At 56.0% G+C, this 21,053-nt stretch carries 21 protein-coding genes; 9 read left to right on the top strand and 12 right to left on the bottom strand.

The genetic code is table 11. The features are described from left to right. The first annotated feature begins 299 nt into the window (after positions 1 to 299). The 3 genes from ACMYSP_RS10005 to ACMYSP_RS09995 all read left to right on the top strand — a co-directional run bounded on the left by ACMYSP_RS10005 (position 300) and on the right by ACMYSP_RS09995 (position 3,166). A complete protein-coding gene (locus ACMYSP_RS10005; RefSeq protein WP_434586589.1) occupies positions 300 to 1,277 on the top strand; it encodes a TRAP transporter substrate-binding protein in 978 nt (325 codons plus the stop codon). Positions 1,278 to 1,339: 62 nt separating this feature from the next. Further along, positions 1,340 to 1,849 (top strand): TRAP transporter small permease, encoded by a 510-nt coding sequence (locus ACMYSP_RS10000; RefSeq protein WP_123757908.1) that lies wholly within the window; start codon positions 1,340 to 1,342, stop codon positions 1,847 to 1,849. 30 nt (positions 1,850 to 1,879) lie between these two features. Beyond that, a complete protein-coding gene (locus ACMYSP_RS09995; protein ID WP_434586588.1) occupies positions 1,880 to 3,166 on the top strand; it encodes a TRAP transporter large permease in 1,287 nt (428 codons plus the stop codon). A gap of 85 nt (positions 3,167 to 3,251) precedes the next feature. Here the strand turns inward: ACMYSP_RS09995 and ridA are convergent, their stop codons facing one another. The 5 genes from ridA to ACMYSP_RS09970 form a co-directional block, all read right to left on the bottom strand. Beyond that, positions 3,252 to 3,638 (bottom strand): 2-iminobutanoate/2-iminopropanoate deaminase, encoded by a 387-nt coding sequence (gene ridA / locus ACMYSP_RS09990; protein WP_123757910.1) that lies wholly within the window; start codon positions 3,636 to 3,638, stop codon positions 3,252 to 3,254. 161 nt (positions 3,639 to 3,799) lie between these two features. Continuing rightward, complete coding sequence (gene pyrI, locus ACMYSP_RS09985; RefSeq protein WP_123757911.1) at positions 3,800 to 4,261, bottom strand: aspartate carbamoyltransferase regulatory subunit; 462 nt, start codon at positions 4,259 to 4,261, stop codon at positions 3,800 to 3,802. 12 nt (positions 4,262 to 4,273) lie between these two features. Continuing rightward, entirely contained in the window at positions 4,274 to 5,209 is a 936-nt protein-coding gene (gene pyrB, locus ACMYSP_RS09980) for an aspartate carbamoyltransferase (RefSeq protein ID WP_434586587.1), read from the bottom strand. A gap of 2 nt (positions 5,210 to 5,211) precedes the next feature. Continuing rightward, positions 5,212 to 5,271 (bottom strand): pyrBI operon leader peptide, encoded by a 60-nt coding sequence (locus tag ACMYSP_RS09975; RefSeq protein ID WP_112150686.1) that lies wholly within the window; start codon positions 5,269 to 5,271, stop codon positions 5,212 to 5,214. Then, positions 5,246 to 5,350: a pyrBI operon leader peptide gene (locus tag ACMYSP_RS09970; RefSeq protein WP_015585298.1), complete on the bottom strand. Its 105-nt coding sequence runs from the start codon at positions 5,348 to 5,350 to the stop codon at positions 5,246 to 5,248. The genes ACMYSP_RS09975 and ACMYSP_RS09970 overlap by 26 nt, the downstream gene beginning before the upstream one ends. Before the next feature lie 193 nt (positions 5,351 to 5,543). On the opposite strand from ACMYSP_RS09970, the gene ACMYSP_RS09965 reads away from it, so the two are divergent. Then, a complete protein-coding gene (locus ACMYSP_RS09965) occupies positions 5,544 to 5,996 on the top strand; it encodes a YhcH/YjgK/YiaL family protein (protein WP_174509855.1) in 453 nt (150 codons plus the stop codon). A gap of 45 nt (positions 5,997 to 6,041) precedes the next feature. Here the strand turns inward: ACMYSP_RS09965 and argF are convergent, their stop codons facing one another. After that, positions 6,042 to 7,046 (bottom strand): ornithine carbamoyltransferase, encoded by a 1,005-nt coding sequence (argF, locus tag ACMYSP_RS09960; RefSeq protein WP_434586585.1) that lies wholly within the window; start codon positions 7,044 to 7,046, stop codon positions 6,042 to 6,044. Between the two features lie 162 nt (positions 7,047 to 7,208). Between argF and rraB the strand changes: the two genes are divergently transcribed. Both rraB and miaE read left to right on the top strand, forming a co-directional pair. After that, positions 7,209 to 7,634, top strand: a complete 426-nt coding sequence (gene rraB, locus ACMYSP_RS09955; RefSeq protein ID WP_123757915.1) for a ribonuclease E inhibitor RraB — start codon at positions 7,209 to 7,211, stop codon at positions 7,632 to 7,634. Positions 7,635 to 7,778: 144 nt separating this feature from the next. Next, a complete protein-coding gene (gene miaE, locus ACMYSP_RS09950) occupies positions 7,779 to 8,543 on the top strand; it encodes a tRNA isopentenyl-2-thiomethyl-A-37 hydroxylase MiaE (RefSeq protein WP_434586584.1) in 765 nt (254 codons plus the stop codon). A 110-nt stretch (positions 8,544 to 8,653) separates the two neighbouring features. On the opposite strand, the gene ACMYSP_RS09945 is transcribed toward miaE, so the two are convergent. The 4 genes from ACMYSP_RS09945 to pepA form a co-directional block, all read right to left on the bottom strand. After that, positions 8,654 to 9,157: a GNAT family N-acetyltransferase gene (locus ACMYSP_RS09945; RefSeq protein ID WP_434586583.1), complete on the bottom strand. Its 504-nt coding sequence runs from the start codon at positions 9,155 to 9,157 to the stop codon at positions 8,654 to 8,656. Between the two features lie 122 nt (positions 9,158 to 9,279). Next, complete coding sequence (locus ACMYSP_RS09940) at positions 9,280 to 12,135, bottom strand: valine--tRNA ligase (RefSeq protein ID WP_434586582.1); 2,856 nt, start codon at positions 12,133 to 12,135, stop codon at positions 9,280 to 9,282. Further along, a complete protein-coding gene (holC, locus tag ACMYSP_RS09935; RefSeq protein ID WP_434586581.1) occupies positions 12,135 to 12,578 on the bottom strand; it encodes a DNA polymerase III subunit chi in 444 nt (147 codons plus the stop codon). The genes ACMYSP_RS09940 and holC overlap by 1 nt, the downstream gene beginning before the upstream one ends. Positions 12,579 to 12,773: 195 nt before the next feature. After that, a complete protein-coding gene (pepA, locus tag ACMYSP_RS09930; RefSeq protein WP_123757919.1) occupies positions 12,774 to 14,285 on the bottom strand; it encodes a leucyl aminopeptidase in 1,512 nt (503 codons plus the stop codon). A gap of 268 nt (positions 14,286 to 14,553) precedes the next feature. Between pepA and lptF the strand changes: the two genes are divergently transcribed. Together lptF and lptG are read left to right on the top strand one after the other, a co-directional pair. Then, positions 14,554 to 15,651: an LPS export ABC transporter permease LptF gene (lptF, locus tag ACMYSP_RS09925; RefSeq protein ID WP_434586579.1), complete on the top strand. Its 1,098-nt coding sequence runs from the start codon at positions 14,554 to 14,556 to the stop codon at positions 15,649 to 15,651. Next, complete coding sequence (lptG, locus tag ACMYSP_RS09920) at positions 15,651 to 16,733, top strand: LPS export ABC transporter permease LptG (RefSeq protein WP_434587058.1); 1,083 nt, start codon at positions 15,651 to 15,653, stop codon at positions 16,731 to 16,733. The genes lptF and lptG overlap by 1 nt, the downstream gene beginning before the upstream one ends. 39 nt (positions 16,734 to 16,772) lie before the next feature. On the opposite strand, the gene ACMYSP_RS09915 is transcribed toward lptG, so the two are convergent. Continuing rightward, on the bottom strand, positions 16,773 to 18,275 hold the full coding sequence (locus ACMYSP_RS09915) for a helicase HerA-like C-terminal domain-containing protein (RefSeq protein WP_434586577.1): 1,503 nt from the start codon (positions 18,273 to 18,275) through the stop codon (positions 16,773 to 16,775). Positions 18,276 to 18,372: 97 nt separating this feature from the next. Next, positions 18,373 to 19,194, bottom strand: coding sequence for a TIM barrel protein (locus ACMYSP_RS09910; protein WP_434586576.1), 822 nt, complete (start codon positions 19,192 to 19,194; stop codon positions 18,373 to 18,375). Positions 19,195 to 19,545: 351 nt separating this feature from the next. Here ACMYSP_RS09910 and ACMYSP_RS09905 point away from each other — a divergent pair, with 351 nt between their 5' ends. Further along, on the top strand, positions 19,546 to 21,051 hold the full coding sequence (locus ACMYSP_RS09905) for a CoA-acylating methylmalonate-semialdehyde dehydrogenase (protein ID WP_434586575.1): 1,506 nt from the start codon (positions 19,546 to 19,548) through the stop codon (positions 21,049 to 21,051). The last annotated feature ends 2 nt before the right edge of the window (positions 21,052 to 21,053 follow it).

Below are 21,053 nucleotides of genomic sequence, written 5' to 3'. Positions count from 1 at the left end.
TGTCATTCTTTGTTTTATTTTTTTTGAAATGATAAAGGTGTGAGAGATCACAACTATGGTTCTCTTTCAGACATTATTTTTTCCGTAAAATGACCTTCGTTGCAAAAATGAAACAGCGTGCTGAAAATCTCTCGGCTATTCCTTCTTTTGTGAACATAATCATCGTAATAATTTGTTACAGAGGCTAACCTGCCCTGGCGTCATCAATAACAACATTCTTCCTGCTGCTTTTCATTAAGACCGTCATTGTTCCTGCAAACCGTTTGTTATTCGCGTTTATATGTCTCTGGAGAAGGTAAATGAAACTGAGAAAAACTCTTTTAAGTCTGGGCGTGGGGTGTGGACTCCTGCTTACCACGCAGATAACCGCGGCACAAACGCTGCGTGCGGCCGACGTTCATCCTGCTGATTATCCTAACGTAGTAGCGGTAAAACACATGGGAGAAAAACTCAGTGCCGCAACCGACGGACGGCTGGATATTAAAACCTTCCCCGGCGGCGTGCTGGGCGATGAAAAGCAGATGATTGAGCAGGCGCAGCTTGGCGCGATCGATATTATTCGTGTGTCGATGGCGCCGGTGGCGGCAATCTTACCGGAGATTAACGTCTTCACCTTGCCATATATCTTTCGCGATGAAGACCATATGCACCACGTGCTGGACGGCATGATCGGCCAGGAAATTGGTGACCGGCTGACCGCGAACAGCAAGTCCCGGCTGGTGTTCCTTGGCTGGATGGACGCCGGGACGCGCAACCTGATTACCAAAGATCCGGTCGCCAAACCGGAGGATTTAAAGGGGATGAAAATCCGCGTACAGACCAGCCCGGTGGCGCTTGATACCTTAAAAGCGATGGGAGCCAACGCGGTGGCAATGGGGACCAGCGAGGTCTTCAGCGGCATGCAAACCGGGGTGATTGACGGCACGGAAAATAACCCGCCAACCTTCGTGGCGCATAACTACCTGCCGGTAGCCAAGAATTATACCTGGAGTAAGCATTTTATTATTCCTGAGCTTTTTCTGTTCTCTAAACCAAAGTGGGACAAGCTGAAGAAAGAGGATCAGCAATTAATTATCAAACTGGCGAAAGAAGCCCAGGCCGAGCAACGTAAGCTCTGGGAAGCCTATAACACCAAATCGCTGGAAACCATGAAACAGCAGGGCGTTAAGTTTTATGACATTGACACCGATTATTTCTATAAAGCAACACAATCAGTGCGGGATAAATACGGTAAAGACCATCAGGATTTGATCAAGCAAATTCAGGATGTGAAGTAATTCATCAGGCGGATGGATTATTCCATCCGCCCTGAACTGATTATTCAGTCGAGGTAATGATGATGGGTGAATATTATTCATCGGTAATGGACATACTTTATCGAATTTCTATGTGGATTGCCGGGCTGGCGCTGCTGGTGATGGTGGCGGTGATCCCGGTTGGCATATTTGCGCGCTACGTGATGAACAGCGCGCTGTCATGGCCTGAGCCGATAGCCATATTGTGCATGGTGACATTCACCTTTATCGGGGCGGCGGTGAGCTACCGCGCCGGTTCACATATCGCCGTCAGCATGGTGACCGACCGTCTGGGCGATAGCGCGCGTCGTTTCTGCTCTGTCGTTGCCGATCTTATCCTGATGGCCATCTGTATTTTCATCCTCTGGTACGGCTCTTCACTGTGTATCGAACTGTGGGAACAACCGGTTGCGGAATTCCCACTGCTTACCGCCGGAGAAAACTACCTGCCGCTCCCGATTGGCTCGGCGATCACGCTGCTGTTCATCATCGAAAAGATCTGCCGTGGCGACCAGTATCAGCGTCCCATCGTCATGCTGGGTTCAACCAGTTGATCGTCGATCTGATTGCATAGAGGAAAACTGATGGATGCCTTTATTCTCGTTTTTACGCTGGCCATTATGCTGGCGATTGGGGTGCCGGTAGCGTACGCCGTGGGGATCAGCGCGATCGTTGGCGCCTGGTATATTGATATCCCGCTGGAGGCGGTGATGATCCAGCTGACCAACGGCGTGAACAAGTTCTCGCTGCTGGCGATCCCGTTCTTTATCCTTGCCGGGGCGATCATGGCCGAAGGGGGGATTGCGCGGCGGCTGGTGAACTTTGCCTATATTTTTGTCGGGTTTATTCGCGGCGGCCTGTCGTTGGTGAATATCGTCGCCTCGACCTTTTTTGGCGCAATTTCCGGGTCATCGGTGGCGGATACCGCCTCTATTGGTTCGGTGATGATCCCGGAGATGGATAAAAAAGGCTACCCGCGCGACTTTGCGGCGGCGGTGACCGCCAGCGGCTCGGTTCAGGCGATCCTGACGCCGCCGAGCCATAACTCGGTGATTTACTCGCTGGCCACCGGGGGAACGGTGTCGATTGCCGCGCTGTTTATCGCCGGGATCCTGCCGGGGCTGCTGCTCAGTTTTGCTTTGATGGTGATGTGCGTCGGCTTTGCCCACAAGCGCGGCTACCCGAAAGGGGAGCGGGTGCCGTTTCGCCAGGCGTTGACGATCTTTGTCGATACGCTGTGGGGGCTGATGACGGTGGTGATCATCATGGGCGGGATCCTCTCCGGCATTTTCACCGCCACGGAATCGGCGGCGATCGCCTGTCTGTGGGCCTTCTTTGTCACCATGTTTATCTACCGTGACTACAAATGGTCCGAGCTGCCAAAGCTGATGTATCGCACGGTGAAGACCGTCACGATCGTGATGATCCTGATCGGTTTTGCCGCCGCCTTTGGCGCCATCATGACCTACATGCAGTTGCCGATGCGCATCACCGAAGCCTTTACCAGCATCTCGGATAACAAGTACGTCATTTTAATGTGCATCAACATTATGCTGTTGCTGGTCGGCACGTTGATGGACATGGCCCCGCTGATTCTGATCCTGACGCCGGTGCTGCTGCCGGTGACCAACGCGCTGGGTATCGATCCGGTTCACTTCGGGATGATCATGCTGGTTAACCTCGGGATTGGCCTGATTACGCCGCCGGTCGGTTCGGTGCTGTTTGTGGCCAGTGCGGTGAGTAAGCAGAAGATAGAGCAGGTGGTGAAGGCGATGCTGCCGTTTTATGCGGTGTTGTTCCTGGTGCTGCTGCTGGTGACTTATATTCCGGCGATCTCGCTGTTCCTGCCGAAACTGTTTGGCGTGATGTAATGCGTGAGAAGTGGTGAATTTATCCGGCCTGAGCGAACAATGCAGGCCGGATAAGCCATCAGGCTATCCGGCTGTGACGCAGAGATTAGCGGCGAATAGCGATCGCTTCGATCTCGATTTTCACGTCTTTCGGCAGACGAGCAACTTCAACGCAGGAACGGGCCGGGAAGGTGGCCTGATGTTCGGTGAAGAACGCTTCATACGCGGCATTCACGGTGGCAAAGTCGTTCAGATCTTTAACGAAGACGGTGGTTTTCACAATATCGCCCACTTTCAGGCCCGCAGCTTCAACGATAGCCTTCACGTTGTCCAGAGACTGACGCGCCTGAGCGGCGACATCTTCCGGCACGCTACCGGTTTTCGGGTCGACGGGGATCTGGCCGGAAGTGATGATCATGCTACCCAGATCAACACCCTGAACGTATGGGCCGATTGCTGCTGGTGCATTTTCCGTCGCGATAGTTTTAGACATGAGTTCTCCTTAAAAACAGCATTATATACCCTTCATCCTGCGAGTTGCCTCGTCGCGGCAGGGGGCGAATGGTCCGTGCTGCCGGCAAAGACGCAGCTTGCAGCATTGCGCGTATGGAACCCGGCCATTATAGGGAGCCGGGTAGCCAATACCAACCTCAATTAATTGGCCAGAACCACATAATGTGAAAACTCTTTTTCACAATATTTGCACTTCAGCGCGATATCATTTTCACGTTTTTTGACCGCGAAGCTTGAGGAGACCGGCTCGGCGTGGCTGATGCAGTTGCTGTTCGGGCAGACCAGCACGTTGTTGATCCGATCCGGCAGGTTAGGGCGTAATTTGCCTACCACTTCATAATCATCGATACGGTTAACCGTAGCATGCGGGGCATACAGCGCCAGCTGGTTTACCTGCTCTTCGGTCAGGAAGGTATTCTCGATTTTCACCAGGTCTTTGCGGCCCATTTCGCCTGACGGCAGGTTCAAGCCGATGGTGATGCGCTGATCCGTTTCGGTCAGCTTAAACAGCGTCAGCAGCTTAAAACCAACCTGCGCAGGGATGTGGTCGATAACGGTGCCACGTTTGATGGCTTCTACCTGCAGTTTATTATCGTGTGTCATGGTCGTTTCCCCTTACAGAGCCAGCTCGCTATTGAGTACCAGTGCCAGTAATGCCTGGCGGGCGAAGATGCCATTCCCGGCCTGCTGGAAGTACCAGGCGTGCGGCGTTTTATCAACATCGGTGGTGATTTCATCAATGCGCGGCAGCGGGTGCAGCACTTTCATATTTTCGCGGGCGCCTTCGAGGTCGGCGGCGCGCAGGACAAACTGCGCCTTCACGTTGGCGTATTCGGACGGGTCGAGACGCTCTTTCTGCACGCGGGTCATGTAGAGAATATCCACCTCCTCCATCACTTCATCAATGGCGCTATGCACGCTCCAGGCGATACCTTTCTCATCCAGCATATCAAGGATGTACTGCGGCATGGCTAATGCGTCCGGGGCGATAAAGTAGAAGCGGTTGCCGTTAAACTTCGCCAGCGCCTGGGTCAGGGAGTGGACGGTGCGGCCATACTTGAGGTCGCCAACCATCGCGACGTTGAGGTTTTCCAGGCGGCCCTGGGTTTCCTGAATAGTGAACAGATCCAGCAGGGTTTGCGTCGGGTGCTGGTTGGCACCATCGCCAGCGTTGAGGACCGGAATGCCGCCGGAAAACTCGGTTGCCAGTCGTGAGGCCCCTTCCTGCGGATGACGCATCACGATGGCATCGACATAGGTGCTGATGACCGAAATGGTGTCGGCCAGGGTTTCCCCTTTTTTGCCCAGCGAGGTGTTGCTGCTGTCAGAGAACCCTACCACGCTGGCGCCAAGGCGGTGCATCGAGGTTTCAAACGACAGGCGGGTACGGGTGGAGGCTTCAAAGAAGCAGCTGGCGATAACCTTATGCTTCAGCAGTTCTGGCTGTGGGTTGGCTTTGAGTTTTGCAGCGGTCGCCAGCACCAGTTCGAGGTCTTCTCGGCTGAGATCGTTTATGGAAATGATATGTTTTTGATATAGCGGGTTAGCCATGTTTATCTCCTGACGCCTGGGCAAAAAAAAAGCCCCTTAAATAAGGGGCTTCGAGAATTCATTGAGCAACGGAAAGAAAAACGCTACGCCAGCGCCTGTGTTCAGACGCGGTAAGACAGAATGTCGTACGCAGTAGACCATGCTTCCTCCCGGCAAATCGACCGGCATTATACGCAGCTCAAATTTCGGATCAAGTGATTAGTCCACAAACAAGAAAACGATTGCTTCAGGAAGCCTGCGTCAGCGCAAAAAACCATAAAAAAGAAGTGGTATGGCAGTGCGAAGGGGCGTATAAAAACAAAAATGAAAAGCTGTTTTATATTTGAGGATTATTATGATCGTAGGTCACATTCATCATTTGCAAACCTGGCTGCCGGACGCGCTGCGTCAGGCGATTGAGCATGTTAAAGCGCATGTCACCGAGGAGACGCTGCCGGGAAAATACGATATTGACGGCAACAATGTGTTTTACCTGGTCTCGGAAGACACCACCGAGCCATTTGCTGCCCGTCGCGCCGAGTACCATGCGCGCTACCTGGATATCCAGATTGTCCTGCGCGGTCAGGAGGCGATGACCTTCAGTACGCAGCCTGCTGGCACGCCGGACACCGACTGGCTGGAGGGGAAAGACATTGCGTTTCTCGCCGCCGGCGAGCAGGAAAAAACCGTGATTCTTAGCGAAGGTGACTTTGTGGTGTTTTACCCGGGCGAAGTTCACAAACCGCTGTGCGCCGCGGGCGAGCCGGCCAAAGTGCGTAAAGTAGTGGTGAAGGTGCGGATGGCGTAACGGCGTTAACCCCGGTGGCGTTACGCCATCCGGGGATAGGCCACGTTATTTACTCAGCGTTGCGACCATCACCGCTTTGATGGTGTGCATGCGGTTTTCCGCCTGATCGAAGACGATGCTGGCGGGCGACTCAAAGACCTCGTCAGTCACTTCCATGCCGCCGTGCAGGCCGTACTCTTCGGCCATCTGTTGGCCCAGGGTGGTTTGGTCGTCATGGAATGCCGGCAGACAATGCAGGAACTTAACCTGCGGGTTGCCGGTCAGCGCCATCATCTCGCTATTCACCTGATAGGCACGCAGCAGCGCGATGCGCTCCGCCCACTTCTCTTTGGCTTCACCCATAGAAACCCAGACGTCGGTATAAATAAAGTCCGCGCCCTTGACGCCAGCGGCGATATCTTCGGTCAGGGTGATGTTGCCGCCGTGCTTCTGCGCCAGCGCCGTGCACTCGGCCACCAGACTCTCTTCCGGCCAGCAGTCCGCCGGGGCGACCAGACGCAGATCCAGCCCGGTCAGCGCAGCGGCTTCAAGCATAGAGTTACCCATATTGTTGCGGGCATCACCGGCATACACCAGCGTCATTTCGTTGAAGGCTTTGCCCGGCAGATGCTCCTGCATGGTCAGCAAATCGGCCAGCAGCTGGGTAGGGTGAAACTCGTTAGTCAGGCCGTTCCATACCGGGACACCGGCATAGCTGGCGAGCGTCTCGACGATCTCCTGGCCATGACCGCGATACTGAATACCGTCGTACATCCGCCCCAGCACGCGAGCCGTATCTTTAATCGATTCTTTATGGCCAATCTGGCTGCCGCTTGGCCCGAGATAGGTCACGCGGGCGCCCTGGTCAAATGCGGCAACTTCGAAAGAGCATCGTGTACGGGTAGAGTCTTTTTCGAAGATGAGCGCGATGTTTTTTCCAGCAAGGTGTTGGATTTCAATGCCGTTTTTTTTGTCGGTTTTCAGTCTGGCGGCCAGCGCCAACAGGGCAGTGATTTCTGCAGGGGTAAAATCAAGCAACTTTAAAAAATGTTTCTGATAAAACGCGGACATGGTTCCCTCGCTGGCTTAAGCCACTCATTGAATTAAAATTCAATTTATATGTATGAATATTCATTTGCAACCCCGTTTCACAAATCTTTTGCACAAAGGTGGAGGCAATCACGGCGGTATGTGACAATAGAAGTATCTGTCGCACATTATGAGGAACGAGCCATGGCAAACCCGGAACTACTGGAAGAACAGCGTGAAGAAACGCGTCTGATTATCGAAGAACTGCTCGAAGACGGCAGCGACCCTGACGCGCTGTACACCATCGAGCATCATCTCTCCGCCGATGACTTTGAAACTCTGGAGAAAGTGGCAGTAGAAGCTTTCAAAATGGGCTACGAAGTGACCGAGCCGGAAGAGCTGGAAGTCGAAGAAGGCGAAGTGGTTATCTGCTGCGATATCCTGAGCGAAAGTGCGTTGAAAGTGGAACTGATTGATGCCCAGGTGGAGCAGCTGCTGAACCTGGCTGAGAAATTCGGCGTTGAATATGACGGTTGGGGAACCTACTACGAAGACCCTAACGGCGAAGACGGTGACGAAGAAGACGACGAAGATCTCGTCGATGAAGATGACGACGGCGTTCGTCACTAAGCAAGCCTGCACGTCATCCATCAGGCACTTCTCTGTTGGCGATACTCAGAAACCCCGGCGACATAGCGACTATGCCGTCGGGGTTTTTCGCCTTAATGTACCTGAACGATCCTGCGTATCGTTGGCGTAGAGCAAGGAACTTTAATGGACTACCCGCAAATACTCGCCCCTGTACTCGATTTTCTCCACTGCCCGACGCCACAGGCATGGATTGATGAAGCCCGTAAGCCAGAAAATCTGCCGCTGCTGCTGACCGACCACATGGTCTGCGAGCTTAAAGCGGCGCAGAACGCATTGCTGCTGGTGCGCAAATATGTCGCCGATAAGAGCGGAGCCGACGAGCTGCTGGCCTGCCTGAAGCCGTATGAAGACTTTACCTATCGTTGGGGGCCTGAGCCGGATTTCGTCGCGCTGCATAAACAAATCAACAAAAGCACAATGCCGCAGACCGACGACCCCTGGGGGCGTCAGCTGGTGGACAATATGGTGCTGCTGATTAAAGAAGAGCTGCATCACTTCTGGCAGGTGCGGGAGATGATGCTGGCGCACGATATCCCTTACGTCAAAATGACTGCCAGCAACTACGCGCGCGGATTACGCAGAGAGGTGCGTTCTCACGAACCGGTGATGCTTATCGATAAACTGATTTGCGGGGCTTACATCGAGGCGCGTTCCTGTGAGCGTTTTGCAGCGCTGGCGCCGTGGCTGAACGACGATCTGCAGAAGTTCTATCTGTCGCTGTTGCGCTCCGAGGCGCGGCATTATCAGGATTACCTGGATTTGGCGCAGCAGATTGCCGACGAGGATATCAGCGAGCGTATCCGCCAGCTTGGCGAAGCGGAGGCGGCGCTGATTCTTGCGCCAGAAGCCGAGCTTCGCTTCCACAGCGGCGTGCCGGTCAGCGCCTGAGAGAGGATAATCCCGGAGGCGGTGCTCCGCACCTGTCCGGACTACCAAACCGCACGAACCTGTAGCCCGGTCTGCAAAGCGCCACCGGGGAGGATCACGGCGCTGAGAAGCTACAGCGCTTTGAGCATCCGGACTTCGCAGTCCACATGGCCGGTACGGCCCAGCGGCGCATCAATATGCAGGAAGCCGAGGTGTTCATATAACCCGACGGCTTCTTTCAAAAAGGCGGTAGTTTCCAGATAGCAGCGTTTGAACCCCTGCTCGCGGGCATGCTCCAGCGCCAGCAGCGCCAGCTTTTTAGCCAGCCCCTGGCCGCGGGCGGAGGTCATAAAATACATTTTCTGCAGCTCGCAGATATCCGCTTCACTATGGGCCAGCGGCGCCACGCCGCCACCGCCAACCACCCGGCCATCCAGTTCAACCACCCAATAGGCCGAGCCCGGTTGGCTGTAAAGCTCAAACAGCTCGTCCAGATTAGGATCGGCTACCGTATAGCCTTTATCTGCCGTCAGCCCATACTCCGCAGAAACCTGGCGGATAACCTGAGCAATAGCGGCATTATCTTCAGCGGTGATGCGGCGCAGCGACAATGTAGTGGTCGCGATCGTATTCATACGATGACTCATAGCAAATAAATAGCGGATGGTGTTGTTAATAACACCCTGTACGGGGGAAGCGCAAGCGGGGAACGCGGATAAAAAACGCCCCTTGCCGGATTGCGCAAGGGGCGGATGGGTTACAGCGCGGCGATGACCGCCTGCTGTTCAATCAGTTTGCTTTTCGCTTCCGCGTAGCCTTCCAGTTTCTCGCGCTCTTTGGCGATAACCGCTTCCGGGGCACGGGCCACGAAACCTTCGTTGGAGAGCTTGCTTTCGATGCGGCTGATTTCACCTTCGATTTTTGCCACTTCCTTCGCCAGACGCGCCAGCTCATCTTCTTTATTGATGAGACCCGCCATCGGGATCAGCAGCTCGGCGCCGTCGATAATCTTAGTGACCGAAACCGGGCCTTTATCATCGGCAGACAGCACGGTGATGCTTTCCAGACGCGCCATCGACTGCAGGAAGCTCTGGTTGTCGGTCACGCGACGCTGTGCGTCAGCGCTACAGCCGCGCAGCAGCAGTTCCAGCGGTTTACCCGGAGCGATGTTCATTTCCGCACGGATATTACGTACGGCGACGATCGCCTGCTTCAGCCATTCGGTATCGGCCAGCGCCGCTTCATCAACCTGAGACGCATCGTACTGCGGGAACGGCTGCAGCATGATGGTGTCCGCGGTCACGCCGCAAATCACCTTCACGCGCTGCCAGATGGTTTCGGTGATGAACGGAATGATCGGGTGTGCCAGACGCAGCAGACCTTCCAGTACGGTCACCAGCGTGTTACGGGTGCCGCGCAGCTCAGCGTCAGAACCACCGGTCATGACCGGCTTGGTCAGCTCCAGGTACCAGTCACAGAACTGGTTCCAGGTGAATTCATACAGAATGCCCGCGGCGATATCGAAGCGGTAGCTGTCCAGCGCATCGCGGTAGTTCTTGATGGTCTGGTTGAATTCCGCAAGGATCCAGCGATCGGCCAGAGACAGCACCATTTCGCCGCCGTTAAAGCCGCAATCCTGATCTTCGGTGTTCATCAGCACGAAGCGGCTGGCGTTCCACAGCTTGTTACAGAAGTTGCGGTAACCTTCCAGGCGTTTCATGTCCCAGTTGATATCGCGGCCGGTAGAGGCCAGCGCCGCCAGGGTGAAACGCAGGGCGTCGGTGCCGTGCGGCTCAATGCCGTTCGGGAACTGTTTCTCGGTGCGTTTGGCGATTTTCTCTGCCAGCTGCGGCTGCATCATGTTGCCGGTACGTTTTTCCAGCAGATCCGGCAGGGAGATGCCGTCGACCATATCCAGCGGGTCAATGACGTTGCCCTTGGATTTGGACATCTTCTGGCCTTCGTCGTCACGAATCAGACCGGTCATGTAGACGGTATGGAACGGAACCTGCGGCTTGCCGTTTTCATCTTTGATGAAGTGCATGGTCATCATGATCATGCGGGCAATCCAGAAGAAGATGATGTCAAAGCCAGAGACCATTACGCTGGTCGGGTGGAACTGACGCAGGGCGTCGGTGTTCTCCGGCCAGCCGAGGGTTGAGAAGGTCCACAGGGCAGAGGAGAACCAGGTGTCGAGCACGTCTTCGTCCTGGCGCAGCGCGACGTCAGCGGACAGGTTGTTTTCCTGACGCACTTCTTCTTCGGTACGGCCGACGTAGACGTTGCCTTCGTTGTCATACCACGCCGGGATACGGTGACCCCACCACAGCTGACGGGAGATACACCAGTCCTGAATATCGCGCATCCAGGAGAAATACATGTTTTCGTACTGCTTCGGCACGAACTGGATATCGCCGTTCTCAACTGCTTCCACAGCCGGTTTTGCCAGCACGTCGGCACGCACGTACCACTGGTCGGTGAGCATCGGTTCGATAACCACGCCGCCACGGTCGCCGTACGGTACGGTCAGGTCGTGCGGTTTAATCTCTTCCAGCAGGCCCAGCGCGTCGATAGCGGCAACGACGGCTTTACGCGCGGCAAAGCGTTCCATTTTCTGGAATTCTGCCGGGATCGCGTTCGAATAAACGTCGGATTCTTCGCCTTTGGTGTCATACACTTCCGCGCTTTCACGGATATCGCCGTCAAAGGTCAGAATGTTGATCATCGGCAGCTGATGGCGACGACCTACTTCGTAGTCGTTAAAGTCGTGCGCCGGGGTGATTTTCACGCAGCCGGTGCCTTTTTCCATATCGGCGTGTTCGTCGCCGACGATCGGAATGCGGCGGTCAACCAGCGGCAGCACGATGAATTTGCCAATCAGGTCTTTGTAACGTGGGTCTTCCGGGTTAACGGCCACGCCGGTATCACCCAGCAGGGTTTCCGGACGAGTGGTGGCCACCACCAGGTAATCTTTACCGTCTGCGGTTTTTGCGCCGTCGGCCAGCGGGTAGCGGATGTGCCACATCGAGCCTTTGGACTCACGGTTTTCCACTTCGAGGTCGGAAATCGCGGTGCGCAGTTTCGGGTCCCAGTTGACCAGACGCTTGCCACGGTAAATCAGATCTTCTTTGTACAGGCGGACAAAGACTTCTTTCACCGCATTGGAGAGGCCTTCGTCCATGGTGAAGCGCTCACGCTCCCAGTCCACGGAGTTGCCAAGGCGACGCATCTGACGGGTAATGGTGCCGCCGGATTCTGCTTTCCACTGCCAGATTTTATCGATAAAGGCATCGCGACCGTAGTCGTGACGGGTTTTACCTTCTTCAGCGGCAATCTTACGCTCCACCACCATTTGGGTCGCGATACCCGCGTGGTCGGTACCCGCCTGCCACAGGGTATTTTTACCCTGCATGCGCTGGTAGCGAATCATGGTATCCATGATGGTTTGCTGGAAAGCATGACCCATATGCAAACTGCCGGTGACGTTCGGCGGCGGGATCATGATGCAGAAGCTTTCCTGGCTTTCATTACCATTCGGTTTGAAATAGCCCTGCTTTTCCCAATGCTCGTAAAGCGGCTGTTCGATATCTTGTGGGTTGTATGTCTTTTCCATTATTTCCAGGTTGCCGTATTCAGGTTGAAACCAGCCATGCGGTACGCTTTGTAGCGTTCGCGCGCCAGTTGTTTCAGAGAATCTTCGTAAGGGACAAAGTCTACCACTTCTGTGAAAGCGGTGGCAAAATCTGCAAAATTAACCCGCAGACTGATCAGAATATCCCGTGGGCTGCTGTTGCGCTTTTGCGGCCAGGCGATTTCCACCGGGGCGCCGCCTCTGGGGCCTTCTCCCGCCAGATTGTGCGGGACGAAGCTTTCCGGTGGGCGCTCCCACAGCGCTTCATCAAGGCGAATGGCCTGTTGTTCATCTTCGCAGGCAATCAGCACACGTTTGCCGCTGCGCCAACGTTCTGCGGCAACGTCACACACCAGCTGTTCAACGGCGCTTAAGCCATCCTGTTGCGTATCATTGTCGAGCAGATAGAACGTTGCATTCTTCATAATCTATACCCATTGTCTTTCTGGCGGCCTCTTTGTTGGCTGCCCTCGCTCATCCCAGTCACCCCAGTGACATCGTTATCTATGATCCTGGGGATTCGTGCGTTTACCGCCGCGATGCAACCCGAAATCCAGAGGGTATAGAATGTAATGGGGGCACTGAACCCGGCAAGCAAGGCCTGCCGGGTACGCTTGATTTTACTCTTCGCCAGTAAACCCGGCGCGGTTGAGCAGGAACTGCGACAGCAGGGCGACCGGACGACCGGTGGCGCCTTTGGCTTTACCGGAGCGCCATGCGGTACCGGCGATATCCAGGTGCGCCCAGTTGTACTTACGGGCAAAGCGTGACAGGAAGCAGCCCGCGGTAATTGCACCGCCAGGACGCCCGCCGATGTTCGCCATATCCGCAAAGTTCGATTCCAGCTGATCGTGGAACTCGTCGCTCAGCGGCAGGCGCCACGCGCGGTCACCCGCCAGTTCAGAAGCACCAATCAGCTCGTGGGCCAGAGGATTATGGTTCGACATCAGGCCGGTGATGTGATGGCCCAGCGCAATCACGCAGGCGCCGGTCAGCGTCGCTACGTCGACTACCGCTTCCGGTTCGAAACGTTCAACGTAGGTCAGCACGTCGCACAGCACCAGGCGGCCTTCCGCATCGGTGTTTAACACTTCAACCGTCTGGCCGGACATGGTGGTCAGGACGTCGCCCGGACGATAGGCGCGCCCGCCAGGCATGTTTTCACAGCCGGCCAGCACCCCAATCACGTTCAGCGGCAGCTGCAGCTCAGCGACCATACGCATCACGCCGTAAACCGCCGCGGCGCCGCACATGTCGTACTTCATCTCATCCATGCCTTCGGCAGGCTTGATGGAGATACCGCCGGAGTCAAAGGTCAGCCCTTTGCCGACCAGCACGATCGGCCGCGCGTCTTCCGACGGGTTGCCTTTGTATTCGATTACCGACATCAGCGACTCGTTCTGCGAACCGTTACCGACCGCCAGATAAGAGTTCATGCCCAGCTCGCGCATCTGCTGCTCGCCAATCACGCGGGTGACGACATTTTTACTGTAGGTATCGGCCAGTTGACGAGCCTGAGAAGCCAGGTAAGCCGCGTTACAGATGTTCGGCGGCATATTGCCGAGATCTTTCGCCGCTTTGATGCCCGCAGCAATTGCCAGTCCGTGCTGGATAGCGCGCTCGCCGCTGGTCAGCTCGCGACGGGTCGGAACGTTGAAGACCATTTTACGCAGCGGGCGACGTGGCTCGCTTTTGTTGGTTTTCAGCTGATCAAAGCTGTACAGCGTCTCTTTGGCGGTCTCAACGGCCTGGCGTACTTTCCAGTAGTTGTTGCGGCCTTTGACGTGCAGCTCGGTGAGGAAACAGACCGCTTCCATTGAACCGGTATCATTCAGCGTATTTATCGTTTTCTGAATGACTTGTTTATACTGACGTTCATCCAGCTCACGTTCTTTGCCACAGCCAATCAACAGAATGCGCTCTGACAGAATGTTGGGCACATGGTGCAGCAGCAGCGTCTGGCCAGGTTTACCCTCCAGTTCACCGCGACGCAGCAGCGCGCTGATATAACCGTCACTGATTTTATCGAGTTGTTCGGCAATCGGGGAGAGGCGACGCGGCTCAAAAACGCCGACTACGATACAGGCACTCCGCTGTTTCTCCGGGCTACCGCTTTTTACACTGAACTCCATGCACTACGCTCCTGAATCTTAAAGACAACGACGGTGGCTACGGATAGAATTGAAAGCTTTCGTAACTCATGTCCGCTGTTGCGGTGACTTCGTGTTAATCTTAACGTTATTACGGCTTTGGTTCGTCAGAAAAAAAAACTGATACGCGGAACCAATGAGTCATTTAATCTTAGCGATGATTTCGAAGACCAAAGAGAATAAATGACGTTTAAGCCATGAAACAAGCAATTTTCCTGCAATAAGACGGGTTTTTACGGGCGTATTTATAGTGATAATCATAAGATATCTGGTTCGTGAGACGCTGAAAAGCCAGTTGGCGATCCTGTTCATCCTGCTACTCATTTTCTTTTGCCAGAAACTGGTCAGGATCCTCGGCGCGGCGGTAGATGGCGATATCCCGACAAACCTGGTGCTCTCGCTGTTAGGGCTGGGCGTGCCGGAAATGGCGCAGCTTATTCTGCCCCTGAGTCTGTTCCTCGGGCTGCTGATGACGCTGGGCAAACTGTATACCGAAAGTGAAATCACGGTGATGCACGCCTGCGGCCTGAGTAAGGCCGTGCTGGTTAAAGCGGCGATGATCCTCGCGCTGTTTACCGGTGCCGTGGCGGCCGTCAACGTGATGTGGGCCGGCCCCTGGTCGTCCCGCCATCAGGACGAAGTACTGGCAGAAGCCAAAGCCAACCCCGGTATGGCTGCGCTGGCCCAGGGCCAGTTCCAGCAGGCCAGCGATGGCAGTGCCGTCCTGTTTATTGAGAACGTCAACGGCAATCGCTTCCAGGATGTGTTCCTGGCACAGCTGAAGCCAAAAGGTAATGCGCGCCCCTCCGTCGTCGTGGCGGACTCCGGCGAACTGTCGCAGAAGAAAGATGGCTCGCAGGTGGTGACCATGAATCAGGGCACCCGCTTTGAAGGTACGGCGATGCTGCGTGATTTCCGCATCACCGACTTCAAAAATTACCAGGCAATTATCGGCCATCAGGCGGTCTCCTCGGACCCTGACGACACCGAACAAATGGACATGCTCACGCTGTGGAAAACCGATACTGACCGCGCCCGCGCGGAGCTGCACTGGCGCTTCACGCTGGTGGCGACGGTGTTCATTATGGCGCTGATGGTGGTCCCGCTGAGCGTGGTGAACCCGCGTCAGGGACGGGTGCTGTCAATGCTGCCGGCGATGCTGCTGTACCTGGTCTTCTTCCTGCTGCAAACCTCGATTAAGTCCAATGGCGGTAAAGGTAAAATCGACCCGATGATCTGGATGTGGGGTATCAACCTGCTCTATTTCGCGCTGGCCGTGCTGCTGAACCTGTGGGATACGGTGCCGATGCGCCGCTTCCGTGCCCGTTTTAACAAAGGAGCGGCGTGATGCAGGCGTTTGGCGTACTCGACCGTTATATCGGTAGGACGATTTTCAACACCATCATGATGACGCTGTTCATGCTGGTGTCGCTCTCGGGCATTATCAAATTTGTCGATCAGCTGAAAAAGGCCGGCCAGGGCAGCTATGACGCGCTCGGTGCCGGGCTGTATACCATTCTTAGCATACCGAAAGACGTACAGATATTCTTCCCGATGGCGGCGCTGCTTGGCGCACTGTTGGGGCTCGGGATGCTGGCACAGCGTAGCGAACTGGTGGTCATGCAGGCCTCCGGTTTCACCCGTTTACAGGTGGCGCTGGCGGTGATGAAAACCGCGATTCCGCTGGTATTGCTGACGATGGCGATCGGTGAGTGGGTCGCGCCGCAGGGCGAACAGATGGCGCGTAACTACCGTGCTCAGCAGATGTACGGTGGGTCGTTGCTGTCCACCCAACAGGGGCTGTGGGCGAAAGACGGTCATAACTTCGTTTATATTGAGCGGGTGAAAGGCAACGATGAGCTGGGCGGCGTGAGTATTTACGCGTTTAACGATCAGCGTCGTTTGCAGACCGTCCGCTATGCGGCCTCGGCGAAATTCGATAACGAGAACAAAGTCTGGCGTCTGTCGCAGGTCGATGAGTCAAACCTGACCGACCCGAAACAGATCACCGGGTCGCAGATGGTCAGCGGAACCTGGAAAACCAAGCTAACGCCCGACAAGCTGGGCGTGGTGGCACTGGATCCGGACGCGCTGTCGATCAGCGGCTTGCACAACTACGTGACCTACCTGAAGTCCAGCGGCCAGGACCCGGGGCGTTATCAGCTCAATATGTGGAGCAAAATCTTCCAGCCGTTGTCGGTGGCGGTGATGATGCTGATGGCCCTGTCGTTTATCTTCGGCCCGCTGCGCAGCGTGGCGATGGGGGTGAGGGTGGTCACCGGGATCAGCTTTGGCTTTATCTTCTACGTGCTGGACCAGATTTTTGGCCCGCTGACGCTGGTTTACGGCATCCCGCCGATTATCGGCGCGCTGCTGCCAAGCGCCAGCTTCTTCCTGATCAGCCTCTGGCTGATGATGAAAAAGGGCTAGCACGATGTCCCCCGCGCGACCACCGCGCGGGGGACGATACTAGCGTTTTCGCCCGCCCAGTAAACTTCCCAGCATGCCTCTGACAATCTGATTGGTGATTTGCCGCGTGGCGCTTTTCGCTGCCGTTTGTACCAGACCATCCCGCTTGCCGCCTCGTGGTCCGGTAGTGCCGAACAGAATATCTTTTAGTCCGCCGAGCAGACCGTCGTCATCGCTGACCGTCTGGCCTTTGGCCGGTGGTGACGCCTGCTGATCCACGCTGGCCTGAACCCCTTTTTGCAGCATTTCAAACGCCGATTCGCGGTCGATTTCTTCTTCGTATTTGCCGTACAGCGCGGAGTGGTTAATCAGGCCGTTGCGCTCGTCGTCGGTCACCGGTCCCATCCGTGAGCACGGGGCGATGACCATGGCACGCTCGACCACCGACGGGCTGCCTTTTTCATCAAGGAAGGAGATCAGCGCCTCGCCGGTGCCCAGCTCCTGGATCGCCTGCTCGGTGCTGAAGGCCGGGTTGGCGCGCATGGTCTGCGCCGCGGTTTTCACCGCTTTCTGATCTTTTGGCGTAAAGGCGCGCAGCGCGTGCTGAACGCGGTTGCCCAACTGACCCAGAACCGCATCGGGAATATCCGATGGGTTCTGCGAGACAAAATAGACCCCCACGGCTTTGGAGCGAATCAGGCGGATCACCTGCTCGATTTTATCCAGCAGCACCTGCGGGGCATCGTTAAACAGCAGATGCGCTTCATCGAAGAAAAAGACCAGTTTGGGCTTATCCAGATCGCCGGCTTCCGGCAGACGCTCGTAGAGCTCAGAGAGCATCCACAGCAGGCTGGCGGCGTAGAGCTTCGGCATCTGATACAGCTTCTCGGCGCTGAGGATATTTATCACCCCTTTGCCGTTTTCATCGAGGCGCATCCAGTCCTGGATATCGAGCATCGGCTCACCGAAAAAGTGTTCCGCTCCTTGCTGCTCAAGGGTCAGTAAGCCACGCTGAATGGCGCCGACCGAGGCGCTGCTGATATTGCCATACTGGTTCTGGAAGGTTTTGGCGTTATCGCCGATGTACTGGGTAATGGCGCGTAAATCTTTGAAATCGAGCAGCAGCAGGCCGCGATCGTCGGCGATGCGGAAGATAATATTCAGCACCCCGGACTGAACCTCGTTGAGGTTCAGCAGGCGCGCCAGCAGCAGCGGCCCGAGGTCCGACACCGTGGCCCGCACCGGATGGCCTTTCTCGCCGAAAATATCCCATACCACCACCGGGTTGGCATGCGGCTGCCAGTCGCTGACGCCGATCTTCTCCAGCCGCGCCTGTAACTTCTCCGACGACTGGCCAGCTTCGGCAATCCCGGTCAGGTCGCCTTTAACATCGGCCATAAAGACCGGCACACCGATCTCTGAGAAGGACTCCGCCAGCTTTTGCAACGTGACGGTTTTACCGGTGCCGGTGGCGCCGGTAATCAGGCCGTGACGGTTGGCCATTCCTGGCAACAGGTGTAACTGCGTTTCCCGCGTGCGGGCAATCAGCAGGGGTGAGCTCATGTTCGATTCCTCCATTTATCCTGCGTCGATTATAGGCAACCTGGCCGAAAACCGACGTGAGAAATCTCCCCTCTGACAGAATACGCCGCGCTTTTCCTCAGCCGCAGTGCTGTTGAATCAGGGCGATGCTGCGCTCTGTCTCACGGCGGATATCAGCTTCATTCCATGAGGCCAGCTCCGGTGCAAAAGGCTCGAACGCGTACACGCCCCGGTAGCCGCGCGCTTCCAGTTGCTTGATTTGCTCACAGCTTTGCAGCCTGTCGTGGGCCGTCAGCATGATCCGCTGATCGTCGGTGAGGTTTTCCCGCGGGCGGGAGTCCTCCACGCCGGAGAGATGCACCAGGCCGATTTCCGCGACATCCAGTTGGGCAAATTCAGCCTCCGCCTGTGGGTAAAGATGGTGGTGGAAAGTATCGATCAGCAGCTTAAACGGCACCTGCGCGTCGCGGATTAGCGCCTGCGCCTGGGCGGCGGAACGCAGCGAGCTCTGCGGGAAGCCCAGGGGCTCCACCAGTCCCTGCACACCGTAAAAGGCAAACAGGGGTGATAGCTGGCGCAGCGCGTTCAGCGTCTCGCTGGCGGACACCTCGCGGCCATCATTCAGTGGGCACAGCACCAGCGATTTTGCGCCAATGGCACGGGCCTCTTGCAGCAAGGATTCGGTGAGGCTACGCACCTGTTCCGTGCAGCAGTTGAAAGGGTAGACGGCGTTAATGGTCAGGATCTCGATGTGGTAGCGCTCGGCCAGCTCGCGCACTTGTTGATGGCTCAGATCGTCGGTCACATGACCTGAGGGCAGATCATTACGTAGCTCGACCTTATTCAGCCCAAGACTGTTCACCAGACGGAAAAACGCCTCGATGCTCAGGGAAGGGGCGATCTTACGATTCAGACAAAAACGCTGCAGTGCGATAGCCATGTGGCTCTCCTGGAAACGGTAGGATGGGTTCGTTCGATTGCCTTTAAGTCAAAACATTTATTTCAAAATTATCAATAACTGAAATGGTGATTCTTTGAGCTGCTTCGCAATTAATCGTGCTTTCAGCCCCAGGCGGCCCTCCGGCACAGCTGGCGCGCTGCCTGAAGCGCATCGATCGCGCTTTCCGCTGAAAACTGAAGCCCTGTGGATGGGAAATGCGACAGTCATCACCAAAATAGAATTTCATTTCATATCGTCATTGAAATATACATTTCATTTTACTACGGTTATATCACAGCAAAATCGGAGACGGGCCGCAGCGTTGGCCTACCAACACCATGAGGCAAGAACATGACGATCACAGGAAACTTTATTGGCGGGAAAACCGTCACCAGCAGCAGCAATGAAACGATGCCGGTTTACGATCCGGCGACGGGGAAAGTGGTTCGCGAAGTCACGCTGTCGACCGCGCAGGAAGTCTCTGACGCCATTCAGGTAGCCCGTGAGGCCTTTGAAAGCTGGTCGCGTACCACGCCGCTGCGCCGCGCCCGGGTTTTGTTCAACTTTAAAATGCTGCTGGAACAACATGCGGAAGAGCTGGCGGGGATTATCGTCAGCGAGCACGGTAAAGTGTGGTCGGACGCGCTGGGTGAACTGACGCGCGGCCTGGAAGTGGTTGAGTTTGCCTGCGGGATCCCGCACCTGATTAAGGGCGAGTACTCCTCGGACGTTGGCACCGGAGTCGACAGCTATTCGCTGATGCAGCCGCTGGGCGTGGTGGCGGGCATTACGCCGTTTAACTTCCCGGCGATGGTACCGATGTGGATGTTCCCGCTGGCGCTGGCCTGCGGCAACAGCTTCGTACTGAAGCCCCCGGCGCTGGCGCCAACCGCAGCGGTGCGCATGGCGGAACTGCTGAAAGAGGCCGGCCTGCCGGACGGTGTCTTTAACGTGGTGCACTGCAGCAACGAGGACGCCGAACAGCTGTATACCGATCCGCGCATTGCGGCGGTGAGCTTTGTCGGCTCTTCCGGCGTTGCTGAATATATCTACAAAACCGCCAGCGCGCATGGCAAACGGGTACAGGCGTTTGGTGCGGCGAAAAACCACGCCATCGTGATGCCGGATGCGGACCTCGATGCCACGGTCAATGCGATTATGGGCGGTGCGTTTGGTTCTGCGGGCGAGCGCTGCATGGCGCTGCCGGTCGTGGTCGCGGTGGGCGATGAAACGGCAGACAAACTGATTGCGCGCCTGAAACCGCTGGTGGAAGCGCTGAAGGTCGGGCCGGGCTGCCTGCGCGGCAAAGACGAAAACGAAATGGGGCCGGTGGTTTCCGATACCCATCAGAAAAAAGTGCTGGGCTATATCGATAAAGGCGCCAGTGAAGGGGCTAAACTGGTGGTCGACGGGCGTAAGCTACGGGTGGCCGGTCATGAAGATGGTTACTATGTTGGCGGGACGCTGTTTGATAACGTCACGCCGGAAATGACCATCTGGCGCGAAGAGATCTTCGGGCCGGTGCTGGGGATTGTCCGGGTCGCGGACTACCACAGCGCGCTGGCGCTGGTGAACAGCCACGAATTTGGCAACGGCAGCGCCGTTTTCACCAGCAACGGCCATACCGCACGGGAATTCGTGCATGATGTGCAGGCCGGGATGGTCGGCGTCAACGTGCCGGTGCCGGTACCAATGGCGTTCCACAGCTTTGGCGGCTGGAAACGCTCGGTATTTGGTGCCCTCAACGTCCACGGGCCTGACGGCGTGCGCTTCTACACCCGTATGAAAACCGCCACCGTGCGCTGGCCGGAAGGGCAGCAGACCGTATCTGAATTCAGCATGCCGACATTAGGCTAATC

It is taken from the genome of Klebsiella sp. R390, from assembly GCF_051131745.1.
Lineage (GTDB): Bacteria > Pseudomonadota > Gammaproteobacteria > Enterobacterales > Enterobacteriaceae > Klebsiella.
Note: the sequence above shows the minus strand (reverse complement) of the source record. Positions and strands in the feature narration are given on the sequence as shown.

Coding starts and splice junctions, on each gene's coding strand:
- rraB (WP_123757915.1), top strand. CDS start 7,209: ATGGCAAACCCGGAACTACTGGAAGAACAGCGTGAAGAAACGCGTCTG.
- ACMYSP_RS09995 (WP_434586588.1), top strand. CDS start 1,880: ATGGATGCCTTTATTCTCGTTTTTACGCTGGCCATTATGCTGGCGATT.
- lptG (WP_434587058.1), top strand. CDS start 15,651: ATGCAGGCGTTTGGCGTACTCGACCGTTATATCGGTAGGACGATTTTC.
- ACMYSP_RS09945 (WP_434586583.1), bottom strand. CDS start 9,157: ATGAATACGATCGCGACCACTACATTGTCGCTGCGCCGCATCACCGCT.
- ACMYSP_RS09905 (WP_434586575.1), top strand. CDS start 19,546: ATGACGATCACAGGAAACTTTATTGGCGGGAAAACCGTCACCAGCAGC.
- argF (WP_434586585.1), bottom strand. CDS start 7,046: ATGTCCGCGTTTTATCAGAAACATTTTTTAAAGTTGCTTGATTTTACC.
- miaE (WP_434586584.1), top strand. CDS start 7,779: ATGGACTACCCGCAAATACTCGCCCCTGTACTCGATTTTCTCCACTGC.
- ACMYSP_RS09940 (WP_434586582.1), bottom strand. CDS start 12,135: ATGGAAAAGACATACAACCCACAAGATATCGAACAGCCGCTTTACGAG.
- ridA (WP_123757910.1), bottom strand. CDS start 3,638: ATGTCTAAAACTATCGCGACGGAAAATGCACCAGCAGCAATCGGCCCA.
- pyrB (WP_434586587.1), bottom strand. CDS start 5,209: ATGGCTAACCCGCTATATCAAAAACATATCATTTCCATAAACGATCTC.
- pyrI (WP_123757911.1), bottom strand. CDS start 4,261: ATGACACACGATAATAAACTGCAGGTAGAAGCCATCAAACGTGGCACC.
- ACMYSP_RS10005 (WP_434586589.1), top strand. CDS start 300: ATGAAACTGAGAAAAACTCTTTTAAGTCTGGGCGTGGGGTGTGGACTC.
- ACMYSP_RS09970 (WP_015585298.1), bottom strand. CDS start 5,350: ATGGTCTACTGCGTACGACATTCTGTCTTACCGCGTCTGAACACAGGC.
- holC (WP_434586581.1), bottom strand. CDS start 12,578: ATGAAGAATGCAACGTTCTATCTGCTCGACAATGATACGCAACAGGAT.
- ACMYSP_RS09965 (WP_174509855.1), top strand. CDS start 5,544: ATGATCGTAGGTCACATTCATCATTTGCAAACCTGGCTGCCGGACGCG.
- pepA (WP_123757919.1), bottom strand. CDS start 14,285: ATGGAGTTCAGTGTAAAAAGCGGTAGCCCGGAGAAACAGCGGAGTGCC.
- ACMYSP_RS09915 (WP_434586577.1), bottom strand. CDS start 18,275: ATGAGCTCACCCCTGCTGATTGCCCGCACGCGGGAAACGCAGTTACAC.
- ACMYSP_RS09910 (WP_434586576.1), bottom strand. CDS start 19,194: ATGGCTATCGCACTGCAGCGTTTTTGTCTGAATCGTAAGATCGCCCCT.
- ACMYSP_RS10000 (WP_123757908.1), top strand. CDS start 1,340: ATGGGTGAATATTATTCATCGGTAATGGACATACTTTATCGAATTTCT.